The organism is Paenibacillus sp. BIHB 4019 (assembly GCF_002741035.1).
GTDB lineage: Bacteria > Bacillota > Bacilli > Paenibacillales > Paenibacillaceae > Pristimantibacillus.
Genome location: NZ_CP016808.1, coordinates 95,601 through 112,572, shown reverse-complemented (window position 1 = coordinate 112,572; position 16,972 = coordinate 95,601). Strand labels below are relative to the sequence as shown.

The following is a 16,972-nucleotide window of genomic DNA, read 5'->3' as shown; positions in this document are numbered from 1 at the left end:
AACGCGTGCTTGTTTGCATATACAGGAAGATGCTAGACTAAAGTTGTATAAAAAACAACAGCAGCTTGCGTGAAATCACGATGCATCTATAGATAAAAGCAGGACGATCTTGAACCTGGAGGTGTACATTCATGAGCCTGATTCAAAAAGCAATTGATTATGCAGCGGTGCTGCATGGGAATCAGCTTCGCAAGGGGTCGAATATTCCTTATATTTCACATCCGTTCGGTGTGGGTATGATATTAATGGAGGCGGGTTGCCAGGCGGAGTGGGTGGCTGCGGGCATTTTGCATGATACGCTCGAAGATACGGAGGCGACGGAGGAAGCGCTGCTGGAGCTTTTTGGCCCGGAAGTGACGCGAATTGTCGTCGGCTGTACGGAGCCCAACAAATCCTTGTCTTGGGAAGAGCGCAAGCAATATAAACTGGATTATTTGAAAAAGGCGCCGCTAGACATCAAGACGGTAGCCTGCGCGGATAAGCTGCATAATATGGGCTCGACGCTTGCCGCTTATGAGCGGGAGGGCGAGAAGGTGTGGGATCGCTTCAACCGCGGCAGGGTGCAGCAGGAATGGTATTACAAGGCGGTGGCGGACAGCCTCGGCCATGAAGGCAGCTTTCCGCTGCTGGACGTTTTAAATCAAAAAATTGAGGCGATGTTTGGTCAAAGGGAAAGCGGGGACAGGGCATAATGACATTGATTAACCAACTGGTGAGCGGAGACGATTTTACCGGATATTATTTGCTTAGAGAGCTTGAAGTGAAGCAGACGAACGGGGCAACGCCGAAAGATTATTTTGACATCGTATTATGCGATGCCAGCGGCCAGCTTTCCGCTAAATATTGGGACGTATCGAGTGCGGATAAGGAAACCTTTTTCCCAATGGGATTGGTAAAAATCCAAGGCAACGCTCATACATACCGGGAGAAGCTGCAAATAAAAATTTCGCGCATGCGCAAAGTTACGGAAGAGGACGGGGTAGCGCTGACGGATTTCATCCGCTCGGCGCCGGTTCGTCCAGTCGACCTCGTGCATACGATTAAACAGGTAACGGAGAGCATTGCTGACCAGGAAATTAGAACGATCGTCACGTATTGCGTTGATAAGGTCGAGGACAGACTGATGCATTATCCGGCTGCGAAAACACATCATCATGCTTATTTTGCCGGTCTTGCTTATCATATTGTACGGATGCTGGAAATTGGCGCTTTTATTTGCAAGCAGCGTCCATTCTTGAATGCCGATTTAATCAAGGCAGGCATTGTGCTGCATGATATTGCCAAGCCGGAGGAAATGGTTGCCCAGCTAGGCATCGTATCCGAATACAGCCTGTCTGGCAAGCTAATGGGGCATATTTCCCTCGCATCCAACTGGATTACGGAAGCGGCTATTCGCTGCGATATTGATCTGGAGTCGGAAAAGGTGCTCGGCCTGCAGCATTTGGTGCTCTCCCATCACAATTTGGGTGAATGGGGCAGCCCGGTGCAGCCTCAGACAGCAGAGGCGGTCGCGCTGCATCATATTGATGCCATGGATGCCAAGCTGCAAATGGTCGAGGATGCGCTGGATACGACGCCAGACACGGAACCGTGGACACCCTTTATCCGCGGGCTCGAAAATAAGCCTATTTATCGGATGAAGCTGTAACTCTGCTTAGAATAACAGGGAACAAACATATCTATAAAAATTTGAGGTGACAATAACGGGTACGCAGGCTCATGCTTGCCAGGCCCGTACAATACCAATGGCAGAAATCATACAAACGCCGATTAAGCAGTGCGCGTACTGTAACGAAGACAAGCCGCTTGGCGATTTTTTGCGCCGTACCGGCCGGCGCTCGGGCCCTGACTCGCGGCGCGGCGCCTGCCGCTCCTGCAGGAAAGAACGGGCGAGCTCGCAGGCCGCGCCAGCAGCTGTTGTGGAGGCGCCAGTTGTACAAGCAGGCGCCGCAGATGAGCCTAGGCCGGAAGCGGCGGCTGCTGGCGTACAGAAGAAGTCCCGCCGGAAGCGCGGCGGGAGAAGAAGGCGGGCGAAGGCCGCAGCGGCAGTAGCCGCCGCAGCTGAGCAGGCGGCGAAGGAAACGGGCGGCAGGGAAGCGGCGAAAGCCAGCGCAGCTGCCCCGAGAGCAGGCGCCCAGCCGCCAGGAACGGATTCAGCAGTGGCGGCAGTGGCGCAGGAAGCCGGCGCAGTTAGCAGGCTAGGCGTCGTTCGCAAGCCGGAGAAGAAGGCGCCGCGAGCGAAGACGGCTGCCCGCTCGCCGAAGCAGCGTCCTTTGCCGAAGCCGTCTAATCATTCGCCGACGGACCCTACCTATTTGCGCCCTTCCGGGCAAGGCACGGTATGGATGAGAGGCAAAACCGACAAGGGCAGGCAGTGGTATCAGGAAATTGAACTGGAGCTGGCCGTTATACTCGTTAACGAGCATGCCGCCGTTGTCGTGAATCGCCGGACGATTCGCAGGCTATTCAGCAATAAAGATTTTCGTAAATATATTTTAACGCGGGATAATTATACTTGCTTTTTCTGCAAGCAGTATGGCGATACGATCGACCATATGCTTCCGCGCGCCAAGGGCGGCCATACGACGCCGGACAATTGTGTTTGTGCTTGCCATATGTGCAACCAGTCGAAGGCTGACAAAAACCTGGAGGATTTTATGCGGGAAGTATAGTCCCATTAACAATAAGCGCCAACATACGAGCGGGCAGCGAAGCTGCACGGTATGTTGGCGCTTATTTGTGTGCGATAAAGTTAGGCGTGGAACAGCTTCTACAAGTTCAGTGCGTTGACTAGCTGGATCGAGGCATTGTAGTAGCCTTCGTTCCAGCCATAGTTGTACATGCTGTCCTCGTAGCTCATGATGCCAATAATAAAAAGTAAAAACACCAGCAAGCTGAGGAATAGGCTAATAGCTCCGCAAATGAGGCCGGCTATCGCCATGCCGCGTCCCTGCTCGCGCGTTTTTGGAATTTGATTAAGCGAAACGATGCCCATTACGACAGCGACAATGCCTAAAAGTATACCGATGAACGGGATGAAGGATGTAATGCCGCACACGAGCGCGGCAATTGCAGCACCGTTCGTCTTCTGCACCGGTGGCTGGAATGGTGGCTGAAATGGCGCATGGTTTTGATAATTATGCCCATTGTTGTAATCATTCAAGGATGGTTCCTCCTAAGCTTGGAAATATGATGAAATCAGGGTTTCCATTATTATACGTCTCTTTTTACCCGAAGGCCATACATTACTTGGTAAAGAGCGGGACATCTAATCCGTTTTTTGAACCAATCGATCGGTTTGGAGTGCTTGCTGATCTGGCGACGCTCCATATCTGGCGAGCGCAAGGGACGATGCCTCACGCATGCGTCGCAGCAAATAATCGCCTTCGTTCACTTTAATTCGCTTGCCGAGGAAGCGGATTTTTGACAAAACATATTCTGCTTCATTACTTGGAAATGTCAGCTTAATCGTATAACGGTTGAGCTGGTCATCGTAGGACACAACCTTCTCAAAGCAGGAAAAAGCGTACAAAATTCGCGACAGCTCCGCATTATACGTTTCCATAACCTGAATGACTGCACTTGTGCTGCGCTTAGTGAGCAGCGCCTCAATGGAGGCGGAAAGCTGTACATAACGCTCGGGCTCGCAAGGCATATCTTGAATGGCGAGAATCGTTTGCAGCTTTGTGCTCATTAATGTCCTGTGGCGCTGGTGATACCAGAGCAAATACCATTCTTTTTTCACCATGGAATATTCCAGCTTATAGGGCACGCCAGCTTGGTGTTCATGCTGTCTGCCGTTTTTGATCATGTAGCTCAGCTTGATCTGGTTGCGATGCATAATCGAGCGTCTAAGCTGGCGCAGCAGCGGGTGGTACACTTGCAGCTCTTTGCTGGCAGCTTTCTGAATGAGCGGACCGGCTGTTTCCATAACGCTGTCCTGCTCAAGCAGGCTTTCAAGCTTCGCGAGTGTTCCGGGCGCAAAAGCCTGCACCGCTTCAGGATGCTGCAGCATCGCCTTTAGCCAGCTTCGTTCATTCCCCGTTACCATAAAGGTGCCGGAATCTTCAAGGCGGGACATGAGCTGATAGTTGAATATTTTCTCAAACGGATTCATAGTAGCCAGCAATCTCCTTCCATTCGTCAATCATCTCATTGCGCAAACGGAGAGGCTCCAGCACCTCGCAGCTTGAACCGAAGCTGCGCAGCCAAGGCCTGATTTCGAACGTGCCGTTCACTTCGATTTCATATATGAAGGAATCTGCGCCAGCCTCCTCGATAATGCGTCCCCACTGGCCTTGCAGCAACACGCGTTCCTTAATGAAGTTGTGCGGTGCCCCTACAGGGTGAAAGAAACGGGCACGCACCGTAACGGTTCTTCCCGTATCAATGAGCCAGCTTTGCGCCGTGCGCGCTTCGAGCTGTGCCATATGCTGCTCAAATTGCTCCTGCGGCACAGCCTCGCCCTCCTCAATTTGCGTCATGCCCTCCATCCTGTATTTCACAATCACTTTGTCAGAGCGAAAGCCGAGCAAATACCAGCGTCCATACTGGTGGTCGTATACGACTTTAATCGGAATGGCGACCTCTTCCTTGCCCGTTGTATCGCGCTCGAACAAAGGGTTCGTGTTGCGAGAGGCGTAGCTGGTTTCATTTTTCGGCGAAAAATAAAGAAATTTCACCTTCCGTCGCTCGCGAATGGCGGCCAGCAGGCTGAATAAATGGGCTTCATCCAGCAGGCGGGAGTAAAAGTGATATTTATACAAAAAAGCGTCCAGCGTGACGTTGTCCTCCTGCGTGCGCTGCAAATGCTTTTTCAAGCTGTCGCGCAGCATGTAGCCCTGCACGGATGGAACATGCGTATTTGCCATGACGTCGGCAAAATCGTATAAATCCAGCAGCTCCTCCTCCGTCAGCTCCTGCACCAGCTCGTTTGCCAGCCGGTAGCGGTAGGGACGAGGCCCCGGTTCTTTGCGGATGACGCCGACCTCTTCCAAATATTTCAGATCGCTGCGCACCGTTTTCTCATCCGGGGGCGCCAGCTCAGCGGGCATATTGCCGCAGCAAGCGTCCATCAGCTCCATGGCGGTCATGGCGCTGCCGCTTTGCAGCGTCTCCAGCAGCAGGGAAATACGCTTGCTCTCGGTTTCCTTCAGCGACTTGGCGCGGAATAGAAAGAGCAGCATAGGGTCGGCAGAATCAAAATAGCTATAACGAACGGTCTCTGCAAATTCCTTGCCCTGTTCCTCGGGAAGCTGCTGGTAGACGGCGTTTACAATTTCCTTGAGCTTTTTAATCGTTTTATCAAATGTATGAATGGAGATGCCGAGCCGATCTGCGAATTGCTGCCGATTATAGGCTCCGCTTGTTAACACAAGCATGCGCAGAAACTGAATCTCTTTATCGAAGCTTTCTTTAGCCAACGGTGGTCCCCTGCCTTCCAGCTTACTCTCGCTATCTATTGTTTTATTCTATGAAGGATTAGTAGCGTTGTCAAAAAAGACCATAGGCGTGAAAAAACGTTATATTTTTCCTGGTCGTAATACTTTCGCCATGTTCGAGGAGGGATTTTTAAGGCAAAATCAGATCCATAAGAGCGGCTACGGAGCGTCAATGACGCAGGGCAGAATGAAGGAGGAACAGCAATGGCCAACACAATGAATGATATGACAAAACAAGTGCTGGAGAAGATGATTCAGCTTAAAGGAACCAATCACCACGAGCTCAGCCTTCCAAACGGAAAGCTGCATGTATACGCAAATGATGAAGTGTTTGCATCCCTTGAGCCTAATGTATATCAAATGGCTGATAACAATTTGCGCATTCCGCGCAATCAATATATGGGTTATACGCCGGATGCGCATATTGGAGTAGGAACGTGCATTGGAACGACGGCCGTCTGGAATATGAAGGATGGCTTTATCTCGCCGTCGATTGTGGGATCGGATATCGGCTGCGGCATGAGGGTGCATACAACGCCGCTCCATAAGCGCGATATTCAGGATAAAGAGGTGCGCCGCGCATTAATTAGAGCGATTGAACAATACGTACCAACCCACGAGCGAACGAATACGAATTACGCGGATATTGATATTATGAGCGTTGTGCAAGACGGGCTAAAAGGGCTTCCGGCCCAGTATGTGCCTAATGAGCAATGGCTGACGCATGTCGAGCAAGCAGCATTCGCCTTCGACCATGCTGCGCTGGAGCATTTGCCGCCCCGTATTATGCGTAATGCCCATGGGCAGTTGGGATCGCTCGGCAACGGCAACCATTTTATTGAAATTCAATATTTGGACATCAATGAGGAATACAGCGCATTGGCGGAAAAATGGGGCTTGTTCGACGGCCAGGTCGTCGTCATGATCCATTCCGGCTCGCGCTCCTGGGGCGCTGCCGTAGGCCGTGAATATAACAAGGTCATCAAAGAAGCGATGTACCAGTGGGGAATCAGCAACCCTGATCCAAATCTGGTGTATGCACCGATTGCAAGCCGCGAGGGTCAAATGTATTTGAATCTCATGTATTCGGCGCTGAATTTTGCCGTCAGCAATCGCCATATGATTGCATTTGGCGTCCAGCAAGCGTTCCGGGATGTTTTTGGCCCGGAGATGCAGCTGCCTGTGCTTTATGATCTGATGCATAATTACGCGCTCAAGGAGTTTCACCGCAAGCAGCCGATGCTCGTTCATCGGAAGGGTGCGACGCGTGCGCTGCCGCCGAACCATTTTTTAAATACGCCTGCTTATAAGGAGACGGGGCATCCTGCCCTCATTCCAGGCTCGATGGGAACGGCATCCTATATTATGGTCGGCAAGGATGAAGGAGTGAAAAACTTCTTTTCCGTCTGCCATGGTGCGGGGCGCGCCAGATCGAGACGGGCGACGAAGGAACTCGTCACCGTCGATCAATTTGAGCAATCGCTGCGCGTCGGGAGCGACGATGAAATTTTGGTCAACCACCGCTCGCTGAAGGATATTCTCGATGAATGTCCGCAGGCTTACAAGGATGTGGATCAAATTATCGACAGTGTGGTCGGCGCTTCGCTTGCCGCTGTCGTTGCCAAATGCCAGCCGATGGCTGCCATTAAAGGCACTTAGAGACTGCGACGAAATAATGCACCGCTAATTTCTTCGCAGCTCCTTAACTTTGCTATTTAAGATAACTTCAATAATAGTTTGGGCTGCATAGCTTATGGCTTGCCATGGCATGGATTTCAGTATGATCCAGCAGTACGGGCGTACACTGTGCGCTTGTGTGCTGCAAAGCGCATGAAGCTTGGAGCCCCACAAGCTTTAGAACCGGGTTCGAATCCCAACCGTTTTGATACGGAGCATTGGAGCAGCTGTAGCTACGCTATAGCACACATCAACTCCCTTCCAAGGAGTCAAAAAATGAGAGACTCTTGCAGCAGGAATGCTCCTGCCGGCCTATACGGCGGCGCTGCGGCACGGCTATGCAATCGGTGGATACCGAGCAGGGTAAGCGGGTATATTTAGCGGTTAGCAAAGCGAAGGATCGGCCGGTTGAAGTTGAACGCGGCCGCTATGCTTCGCAGAGCACCGCGCAGATTGCTGCGCTTGACGGTGCTCTTAAGCCTGATTCCGCTTTAACCGCAGGAAGCATTCCTGATTGCAAGAATCACAACAAATCAAATGACAAATCAATCAATCTAACGTTTAAATAACCTGAATGAGGTGGCTTTATATGACGACGGCTAAATTTAAAAATCCATTGATTATACAGGATGATGAGCGCGCGCTTTTGTTCCGTAAAGGCGGCTATATTAAGCTTTTGCAGCCAGGCAAATACCGGTTGTCAACATGGCGCGAGGAAACGGCGACTGTACTGAATGTGACGAAGCGTTTTCAAGTTACGGGCAAGGATGCCGATATGTTTCTGCATGATCAGGAGCTGCTCGCCCAGCTTACGATCGTTGAGGTGCAGGATTTTGAATATGTGCTGCATTATGTAGATGGGAAATTTAATTCCTTGTTGACGGCAGGCAAGCATATTTTCTGGAATGTACTGAAAAAGCATACGTTCGTTCATGCGGATATTCGCCAGCCTGAGATCAGCAAGGACATTAATCTGGCAATTATGTCTAAGCTTAATGGCTACTACCAGTGCGTGGAGGTCGCGAATTATGAGACAGCGGCATTGTTTTATAACAATGTGATGCAGCGGGAGCTGGCTCCGGGCAAATATTATTTCTGGAATGGTCCGACGACGGTGCTCGTCCGCAAGACGGATTTGCGCCAGCAGCAGCTTGATTTGACGGGACAGGAAATGATGACGGAGGACAAGGTGACGCTGCGGCTTAACTTCGTCTGCCAATACAAAATCACTGATCCGATTAAAGTGCTGATGATTAAATCGTTTGAAGATCAGGTGTACATTGTGCTGCAGCTGATTTTGCGGGAATATGTCGGTACGCTGCGCCTCGATGATTTGCTGAAGATGAAGCAGGAAATCGCCGCATTCGTGCTTTCCCGGCTCAATGAGAAGGGCGATGATTACGGCGTCCAGTTTCTGTCGGCAGGCGTGAAGGACATTATTTTGCCAGGCGATATCAAGGATATTATGAACACGGTGCTTATTGCGGAGAAGAAGGCGCAAGCCAATCTCATCACCCGCCGCGAGGAGACGGCTTCCACCCGCAGCCTGCTGAACACAGCGAAGCTGATGGATGAAAATACGACGCTGTACCGCCTCAAAGAGCTTGAGTTCATGGAAAAAATTTGCGAGAAAATCGGCACGATTTCGCTGTCCAGCGGCGGCAACATGCTGGAGCAGCTCAACTCGCTGCTGAGTGCAAAGCAAGAATGATAAGGTGAAATCTATTACTAGTCGATAGAAGGGAATAGCGATGTAGATAAATAACGCTCTCCGCTGTCTGGAAGCAGAACGACGATGGTTTTGCCAGCATTGCTCTTCTGCGGTTGTGCTTAGGTGAATTTCCAGATTGGCAGGGTTGTTGAACTGTTGGGGGATAATAGAATTTGGCGTCTCGGCAGCAAGCTGCTCAGCCCGTCTAATGGCGCCCGTCATGCCTTTTCGCTTCCGGTGTTAAAATCAGCTCGGCGCCAAGCGCAAGCAGCGGCGTATTTCCAATTAGTTCGGTTAAATTTTTATGAATATGAGCCAATTTTTCTCCTCCTGCTTTGTTTAATCCTACTGTTTAACTATGATTTAAACAGTGCTAAATAATTAAATGATTTGCAATAGAACAGCATCCATCGTGAATTAGTTAAAAATGGGTTGACAAATGCTGGGTACGCGAGTAAGATGAACGAAATAACTTGAAGGGAGGCCGAAACAAATGTCCGTAAATATGATGATTATCCCACAAACCAACTTCATAGCTAACGTCCATGCGGGTCGGCCTCAGCGGAACCAACTGCTGTAAGGCGAAGGATTATAGGTCAGCTGTGCGCTGTCTATTCCGATTTGCAATAGCTCTAATTACTTAAGAAGCTATGGACGATGCTCGAATGTCCGTAGCTTCTTTTTTTGTTGCCAAAAAAACAAAGGAGGGCTTCGGATGAGCGATTATAAAGCTAAAATAGCAGCCGAGCTGCGCAAAATAGAAGCGGAGGAACGCGTGCGTATCGTGTATGCCTGTGAGTCAGGCAGCCGCGCATGGGGCTTCCCGTCGAAGGACAGTGATTACGATGTAAGATTTATTTATGTACGGGAGACGAATTGGTATTTATCGATTTTTGAGCAGCGCGATGTGATTGAACGCCCAATCAGCGACATGCTCGATATTAACGGCTGGGATTTGAAAAAAGCGCTGAATTTATTCCGTAAATCGAATCCGCCGCTGCTGGAATGGCTGCAATCGCCGATCCACTATATGGAGGAGACGACGGTAGCGGAGCAAATTCGCGAGGCTGCTCCGGCGAACTTCTCGCCGCGCTCCAGCATCTATCATTATTTGCATATGGCGAAAGGGAACTTTCGCGAGTATTTGCAGGGCGACCAAGTGAAAATTAAAAAATATTTCTACGTGCTGCGCCCGGTGCTCGCCTGCCAATGGGTTGAAGAGCGAGGCACCGTGCCTCCTCTGTCATTTGAGGAGCTAGTGCATGAGCTGGTGCCAGATTCGTCGCTTAAACGCGAGGTGCTCACGCTGCTTGAACGCAAGAAAGCAGGCATCGAGCTGGATTTGGAGCCGAAAATCAGCGTAATTAACGATTTTCTCGCTAGGCGTATCGCCTATTACGAGGAAGTGGCAAAGCAAGCGCCAGCTTCGGGGCAGAAGCAGGATCAAGCGCTGGATGAACTATTTCGCTCAGCACTCCGGGAAGTATGGGGGCCCAGAGCGGAATAGAGCGGCAGGCAAGGCGGCAGGGCGCAGCCGCAGCATAAGAATCGAGGAAATTTAATTGATGTTACACAACTATTATCAACAAGTGAAGCTGCCTTCGGGGCAGGTGCATGTATATGCGGGGCCGGAGCTGTTTGCTGCGCTGGATTATAAAGTTTTTGAGCTTGCAAATAACAATTTGCAAATACCGAATCAAGTTTATATGGGCTACACGCCTGACGTTCATGTGGGCGTAGGTACGTGCATTGGAACGACGGCAGTATGGAATATGGAAGACGGCTACGTCTCGCCTTCCATTGTCGGCAGCGATATCGGCTGCGGCATGCGGGTTCATTTGACCAATTTGCACAAGGATGAATTGAAGGATGTGAAGCTTCGCCGCAAGCTGGTGAAGGCGATTGAGAAATATTTGCCGATGGAAGAGCATGGGCGGGGCCATTTTTCAGATATTCGCTTAGAGCATGTTGTGAAAAAAGGATTGCACGGCTTGCCGAAAAAATATATTCCGGATGCTTATACACCGCGCAAAGCGACTTCGCTGACGCATGTGGAAAGCAGCAAATTTTATGTGGAAGGCGGTGCGCTGGACTTGTTCCCGGAACGGGTATGGCATCGCTCGCATCGCCAGCTTGGCACGCTTGGCGGGGGCAATCATTTTGCTGAAATTCAGGCGATTGAAATTCCCGAGGAAAACCGCGAAATTGCGGAAGCCTGGGGCTTGAAGGATGGTCAGGTCGTCATCATGATTCATTCTGGCTCGCGCGCATGGGGCGGCTCAGTAAGCCAATATTGCAGCAGCAATATGACTAAAATGATGAAAGCCGAAGGGCTAGGCACCGCTGATCCCAAGCTGGTGTTCGCGCCGCTTGCACATCAATTGGGCAAAGATTATGTAGAGCTGATGTATTCCGCTCTGAATTATGCGGTCGTCAACCGACACCTCATCGCTTATGCGATTCGCGAGGCGGGGAAGGATGTTTTTGGCAGCAAATTTGAAATGTCGACGCTCTATGATCTCATGCACAATTACGCATGGGAGGAAGAGCATGACGGGCATTCGTATTTCGTCCATCGCAAAGGGGCGACAAGAGCGCTCCCTGCCCAGCATCCGGATAACCCTGAACCATACAAGGAAACGGGACATCCGGCGCTCATTCCCGGCTCGATGGGCTCCTCTTCCTACATTATGGTAGGCAAGCCGGGTGGACGCGACAATTACCACTCCATCTGCCATGGCGCTGGTCGCATTCGCTCGCGGAGTGCGAGCAAACGGCTCATTACAGTTGAAGAGTTTGCCGCATCAATGCGGGTAGGGATGGAGGACGAAATTGTTCTCAACCAGCGTTCGCTGGAGTCGATGGTCGATGAGTCGCCGCAGGCGTACAAGGATGTCGATCAAATTATTGAGAGTGTCGTCGGCGCTGGTCTGGCTGAGGTTGTGGCCAAATGCAAGCCGCTGGCGACAATTAAGGGGGCTTAAGCGATGTTAACGGATAAACGGGAAAAAAGCCTCAGCAAGATGATGACCAAAATATTGCGGCATGCGCCCGAAAAGTTCGGCATTGAACTTGATGAAGCGGATGGCTCCTGCTTGCTTAACGAGCTGCTGGCCGCCATTAATCGGCAGCCGGATTGGAGCAGCATAACGGAAGCGCATATTCGCTACGTTGTGGAGCGCTCCTCGAAGCAGCGCTTTGAGCTTGCAGACGGGCGCATCCGCGCCCGTTATGGGCATAGCGTGCAAAAGGTGAGCTATCCGGCTGCGGTGCCGCCGGAAGTGTTGTATCATGGCACGAATGAAGCGGTGGTAGCGGCTATTTTGCGCGAAGGCATTCAGGCGATGGGCCGCCAATATTGCCATCTGTCGGAGGGGCTGGATTTTGCAGCCCTTGCAGGCAGCCGAAGGGGCAAGCTGGCGATTTTGGCAGTGGATACGCAGTTGGCCGCGGAGCTCGGGGTTGTTTTTTATTATGCTGGCAATGAGGTCTGGCTGGCTGAGGAGATTCCGGCGGCCTGCTGCCGGATATATGATTTGCCGATTGTTACGGCGAAAACTTAGGTGCAAGAATTACAATTTGAGCAGAGGAAATCATAGCCGTCCTTTGGTGCGAATGTGAAGCTCCCATGAAATCCCTAGGAGATTCGCACCTCGGAAAATGTCGATAAGTGTCGAAATTGAGTGACTCTCTAAAAAGTCAATGTTTTAATCATATACGCTTAGCATTATTTTTCTTGAAAAGATCGTGAATTGATGCCATGATGGGATCAATTGTATGTAATTTCGCTGTCGCACTCCGTACGGAGTGCGTGGATTGAAACTGCAGCTCAATGCCGGCTCGGAAAAAAGTTAACTTGTCGCACTCCGTACGGAGTGCGTGGATTGAAACTGAAAATGGAAAATTTGCAGTTGAAGACTCATAGCGTCGCACTCCGTACGGAGTGCGTGGATTGAAACACAGTTGCGACAATCGTCCCTATACGGGACAAGTCGCACTCCGTACGGAGTGCGTGGATTGAAACTACTCTGGCTACGCTCGCGCAATCGGCAACCAACGTCGCACTCCGTACGGAGTGCGTGGATTGAAACCCTTTCCGCATTGAGACGCGTATTAGCCATGTCGAGTCGCACTCCGTATGGAGTGCGTGGATTGAAACACCTCGCTCTCAGGTAATCTACATCATAAATTGCGTCGCACTCCGTATGGAGTGCGTGGATTGAAACATGCTGTAGAAAGGGCAATTACTGCTGAACGGAAGCGTCGCACTCCGTATGGAGTGCGTGGATTGAAACTTTGATTATAAATGACGCGTGCTACATACTCATAGTCGCACTCCGTATGGAGTGCGTGGATTGAAACTGCATTTCTGTTGGATCATCTATAGGTGTTGATACGTCGCACTCCGTATGGAGTGCGTGGATTGAAACTCCATAAAATCATAGTATTGAGGGTTAAACATCTCGTCAGACAGCCTTTTTCAAACAATTCAAAAAGAGTATGAAGGTTTTAATAGCCTCCATACTCTTTTTATGTTCGGCAGTGAAAGGAATTTCAGGCTGCCGAGTTTATAATTCGTCTGGCGATAAGCCAGTAAGATAAGGCTTTATCCTTTTTTGCTGTCGTTGTTCGTCAAGCAGCTGTGCCATCTGTTGTTGGATGCGTTTCGTCTGCTCGGTCGCGAAGGCAGGATGGGCGAGATTGCGTGTTTCAAGCGGGTCAGCGGTCAAATTATACAGCTCGTATTCCTCAGCAACAGGAACGGTTTTGATAGCTGCAACATAGCAGATATTAGAGGCAGAGGGTGACCCGGAGGCTGCACTCCCGGCATGCGAAGCGGTCGGCTGAAAGGTTACGTCTCTAGTTCCCGGCTCGCTCCAAAACTGCTCGTTATCATAATAGCGGGAATACTTCCATAATTGTTTGTTGTTATCGTTATAGAGAGGGGCAATTACCGTTTCAATATGATTGGGCTGAACAACGGAAGGAAATGGTATTCCGATGGGATTAACTTGATGCTGGCCCCGCGTAACATCGTCGTCGATCATAAAATAAATCGGTGATTCTACGGGCTCGGATGTGTTATGCCCTAAAATAAAGCTGGACAGGTCACGGCCGACAAAGGGATGGACCTCGCTGAATTTTTTTTGCAAGCGGCTTTGGATGTCGCCTGCGTTAGCCTGAGCCAGCCCAAGCATAGTCGGAAGCAGATCAACATGGCTGGTAAGGGTGTTGAATAGCTGCGGCTCTGGCTTCGGAAACAGCTGCTTGCTGTGAATGATCAAAGGAACATGGAGCATCTCTTCATAGGCGCAGTAAAATTTTTGATGAAGGCGGCCGTGGGAGCCAAGCAAATCCCCGTGATCGGAAGTGAAAATGACAATCGTATCGTCATAGGCAGACGTTTGGACGAGAGCTTCAAGCACCTTCTGCATTTGCATATCGGCTTGTTTTTGCAAATGGTAATAGAGCTTGCGGTAATGAGGCTCATTAATAATAGGCTGCAGCGCGCGCGGATAGATTTGCTGGTAGCTTTTTTGGCAGCGCGGTTTCGTATCTAAAGGTTCATTTTGGGTCGGCGCTGGCGCGACCGGAGGCATTGGCCCGATGTCAAAATTGAAGGTAGGCAGCTGTGCAGCGAGAGCGCCGTATAAAACAATATCATGCGGGTTCACAAATGATGACACAATGAGCCATGGTTTTGCCGCATCATTTCGCTCTTTCTCATGGGCAAGAGCCTGAATCAGGGAAACCACTTCGGAGGCATAGACGATATCTCGGCCGCTCAGGCCTATAGCAGCAGACGAGCCGGAGTTGCGCGGGTCTCTGCCGTGAGGCTCTGGGCCAATCCAGCCGGAAAATCCGAAATCGTCCATTCGATTGGCATGCAAATACAGCTCCTCCCGTGCTCGATCTGGCATACCGTTCTCGGGAGAATAGCTGAGGACGCTTTGATGCGTGCCAGGGATAATGATATCTTGGTAGGAAAAATGCCATTTTCCCTTATAGTAGGTTTGATATCCTGCCTCGCGAAAATAATTCCCTAGCGTAGGCACCGTATTGCTGCCCAGCCAAAACATATCCGAGTCAAACGGTTCCTTGGCAATTCCCGTCGTTTGGCTGACCCCGTGGAGAGAAGGATATTGCCCGGTCATCAACGTTGCCCGGCTCGGACAGCACGCTGCGCTTCCAATATAATGCCTGTGAAATTCCATGCTGTGCGATTTTCTGAGAAATTGCTGGGCTACGAGATTTTCTCTGCTCCATTGCTTAATTTCCGCGTTCTCATAAAAGGGAGGATATCGCTCCTCATCGACGAGAATGACAAGGAAATTAGGCTTTTTTCTTGAGAGCGGTTGGCTGTTCATGACAGCACCCCCAGGGTATTATTTTAACCCTAGATTATGCGGCAATGGCTTGGAAAAGAAGAGGCCCAGCGCATGGAGTCTGAGGCGCACTGTCTAGCTTTTTGAGTAAATACTTTACTAGAGTTAATTAAACCGTGGAAATGCACCTTAGGGGCTCCATTAAATCTATTCTCCTAATTGGTTAGGGCTCTTGCAACTTTTACCAAACTATATCGTCTATTCTTTTATGGAAAAAATTGAAATTGTACAGAGAAGAGAGGTTGCAATGATTCAAAAAAAGACACAATGGCAGGAGAATATGATGAAGAGGCTAGGGTTTTTAATGGTATTATTTATGCTTTTAGTGGCGTTCCCAAACGATAGCTTTGCAGCAGCGGTGGATACGAAGGTGATTTTGGACGGAACAGAGCTCGTGCAGCCGGAAAATACGAAAGCCGAAATCATTGACAAAAAAGTCATGATCCCGATTCGGATCGTATCGGAAAGCTTGGGCTACGACGTGCTCTGGAATAAGCAGGCACAGACGGTCACAATTAGTAAGGAAGGCACGCTGATTGAAATGACGGTAGGCCAGAAAGCGGCAAAGGTCAATACGGCTGCCATCGATATCGATGCTCCTCCTGTAATGAAAAAAGGAACAACGCTCGTTCCGCTGCGCTTCGTAGGCGAGCAGATGAATCTCAAGGTTGGCTGGAACAATACGACGAAGACGGTCACTTTAACGAGCCCGATTCCAGAGGTGATAGACGAAGAGGTTGGAAATGATCCGGTTACTCCGCCGCCTTCCGAAACAGGAGGCACCATTATTGATGGAGCTATCCCGAGTGGCGTGTCAACAGTAAGCGCTATCAGTTTTAATGACAACCGGCTTATCGTCACGACAAGCGGCAAAGTAGGGCCGAAAATTTTCACGATGAAGGCGCCTGATCGCCTCGTCATCGATTTGCCAAATTCGGCTTTTGCACCGTCGTTTGGCGATGGACAAGCTTTGAATGGCAGCCAGATGGGCGAACTTGTCATTACGGACAGCTCAGATGTTACGAAGGTGCGTTATTCTTTGTTTACCCGCGAGCCGTCGGCTATTCGCATCGTTTTGGATTTGAGACAGGCGACCTCCTATCAGCTTGTCAGCGATGATTCTGGCCTTTATGTCGTAGACCTTAATGTGGACGGCGACGTAGGCGGTGCACCGATTGTGCCGCCAATCAGTTCAGACGGCAAAAAAATCGTCGTCATTGATCCGGGCCACGGCGGTGTAGAACCAGGCAAGGTGGCGCTGACAGGGCTGCAGGAAAAAATAATCAATCTGGCGCTTTCCTTGAAAGTCGAGCAGCTGCTGAAGCAGGTGCCTGCCATTAATGTGGTGATGACGCGAAAGGATGATACTACACTCAGCCTTTCGAATCGTGCGAAGCTGGCAAATGCACTGAATGCCGATTTATTCGTCTCCCTGCATGCGAACGGCTACACGACATCTACAGCTTCAGGCACAGAGACGTATTATGCGCGGGATTCGAGCATACCATTAGCTAAGACGATTCATCGCTATTTGGTGGAAGCGACTGGACTTAGAGATCGCGGAGTGAAATACGGCAACTATCACGTCATACGAGAGACAACGATGCCAGCGGTTCTGCTAGAGACAGGCTTTATGAGCAATGCATCGGATTTGGCGGTTATTACGAATGAAACGGTGGAAATGCGTATGGCAAAAGGCATCGTTGAGGGAATTAAAGAATATTTGGGTATTAAATAGTACAGCTTGTTTCTTTCAA

At 50.2% G+C, this 16,972-nt stretch carries 14 protein-coding genes, 1 pseudogene and 1 CRISPR repeat array; of the genes and pseudogenes, 10 read left to right on the top strand and 5 right to left on the bottom strand.

Annotation, left to right across the window (positions count from 1 at the left end; all coding sequences use genetic code 11):
- The first annotated feature begins 131 nt into the window (after positions 1-131).
- From BBD42_RS00515 to BBD42_RS32710, 3 genes are all read left to right on the top strand, one after another.
- Positions 132-692 carry an HD domain-containing protein gene (locus tag BBD42_RS00515; protein WP_099516549.1) on the top strand — a complete coding sequence of 187 codons (561 nt, stop codon included), beginning with the start codon at positions 132-134 and terminating at the stop codon, positions 690-692.
- The gene (locus BBD42_RS00510; protein WP_099516548.1) at positions 692-1,648 is read left to right on the top strand and encodes a 3'-5' exoribonuclease YhaM family protein; all 957 of its coding nucleotides are present in this window, start codon (positions 692-694) and stop codon (positions 1,646-1,648) included. Before BBD42_RS00515 ends, BBD42_RS00510 begins: the two co-directional genes overlap by 1 nt.
- 97 nt (positions 1,649-1,745) lie before the next feature.
- A complete protein-coding gene (locus BBD42_RS32710) occupies positions 1,746-2,672 on the top strand; it encodes an HNH endonuclease (RefSeq protein ID WP_348272583.1) in 927 nt (308 codons plus the stop codon).
- 98 nt (positions 2,673-2,770) lie between these two features.
- On the opposite strand, the gene BBD42_RS00495 is transcribed toward BBD42_RS32710, so the two are convergent.
- From BBD42_RS00495 to BBD42_RS00485, 3 genes are all read right to left on the bottom strand, one after another.
- Positions 2,771-3,163: a DUF4190 domain-containing protein gene (locus tag BBD42_RS00495; protein WP_056039670.1), complete on the bottom strand. Its 393-nt coding sequence runs from the start codon at positions 3,161-3,163 to the stop codon at positions 2,771-2,773.
- 105 nt (positions 3,164-3,268) lie between these two features.
- Positions 3,269-4,117, bottom strand: a complete 849-nt coding sequence (locus BBD42_RS00490; RefSeq protein ID WP_099516547.1) for a WYL domain-containing protein — start codon at positions 4,115-4,117, stop codon at positions 3,269-3,271.
- On the bottom strand, positions 4,104-5,423 hold the full coding sequence (locus tag BBD42_RS00485; protein WP_099516546.1) for a WYL domain-containing protein: 1,320 nt from the start codon (positions 5,421-5,423) through the stop codon (positions 4,104-4,106). The genes BBD42_RS00490 and BBD42_RS00485 overlap by 14 nt, the downstream gene beginning before the upstream one ends.
- Positions 5,424-5,645: 222 nt before the next feature.
- Between BBD42_RS00485 and BBD42_RS00480 the strand changes: the two genes are divergently transcribed.
- The 3 genes from BBD42_RS00480 to BBD42_RS00470 all read left to right on the top strand — a co-directional run bounded on the left by BBD42_RS00480 (position 5,646) and on the right by BBD42_RS00470 (position 8,829).
- Positions 5,646-7,100 (top strand): RtcB family protein, encoded by a 1,455-nt coding sequence (locus BBD42_RS00480; RefSeq protein WP_237163311.1) that lies wholly within the window; start codon positions 5,646-5,648, stop codon positions 7,098-7,100.
- Between the two features lie 305 nt (positions 7,101-7,405).
- Entirely contained in the window at positions 7,406-7,687 is a 282-nt protein-coding gene (locus BBD42_RS00475) for a hypothetical protein (RefSeq protein WP_099516545.1), read from the top strand.
- A gap of 20 nt (positions 7,688-7,707) precedes the next feature.
- On the top strand, positions 7,708-8,829 hold the full coding sequence (locus BBD42_RS00470) for a slipin family protein (protein ID WP_099516544.1): 1,122 nt from the start codon (positions 7,708-7,710) through the stop codon (positions 8,827-8,829).
- Between the two features lie 102 nt (positions 8,830-8,931).
- Here the strand turns inward: BBD42_RS00470 and BBD42_RS00465 are convergent.
- Positions 8,932-9,100 (bottom strand): annotated as a pseudogene (locus BBD42_RS00465) (cysteine synthase A); the annotation flags it as partial.
- A gap of 444 nt (positions 9,101-9,544) precedes the next feature.
- Between BBD42_RS00465 and BBD42_RS00460 the strand changes: the two are divergent.
- Genes BBD42_RS00460 through BBD42_RS00450 form a run of 3 tightly spaced genes read left to right on the top strand, consistent with a single transcriptional unit; the run spans position 9,545 to position 12,392 of the window.
- Positions 9,545-10,336, top strand: coding sequence for a nucleotidyltransferase domain-containing protein (locus tag BBD42_RS00460; protein ID WP_099516543.1), 792 nt, complete (start codon positions 9,545-9,547; stop codon positions 10,334-10,336).
- Between the two features lie 58 nt (positions 10,337-10,394).
- The gene (locus tag BBD42_RS00455; RefSeq protein ID WP_099516542.1) at positions 10,395-11,813 is read left to right on the top strand and encodes an RtcB family protein; all 1,419 of its coding nucleotides are present in this window, start codon (positions 10,395-10,397) and stop codon (positions 11,811-11,813) included.
- A gap of 3 nt (positions 11,814-11,816) precedes the next feature.
- A complete protein-coding gene (locus BBD42_RS00450) occupies positions 11,817-12,392 on the top strand; it encodes an RNA 2'-phosphotransferase (RefSeq protein WP_099516541.1) in 576 nt (191 codons plus the stop codon).
- Between the two features lie 227 nt (positions 12,393-12,619).
- A CRISPR array of direct repeats spans positions 12,620-13,259; the repeat unit is 33 nt; unit sequence GTCGCACTCCGTACGGAGTGCGTGGATTGAAAC.
- A gap of 138 nt (positions 13,260-13,397) precedes the next feature.
- Here the strand turns inward: BBD42_RS00450 and BBD42_RS00445 are convergent.
- Entirely contained in the window at positions 13,398-15,197 is a 1,800-nt protein-coding gene (locus BBD42_RS00445) for a sulfatase family protein (RefSeq protein WP_099516540.1), read from the bottom strand.
- 265 nt (positions 15,198-15,462) lie between these two features.
- Here BBD42_RS00445 and BBD42_RS00440 point away from each other — a divergent pair, with 265 nt between their 5' ends.
- Positions 15,463-16,953, top strand: coding sequence for an N-acetylmuramoyl-L-alanine amidase family protein (locus BBD42_RS00440; protein WP_237163310.1), 1,491 nt, complete (start codon positions 15,463-15,465; stop codon positions 16,951-16,953).
- Positions 16,954-16,972 lie beyond the last annotated feature (19 nt).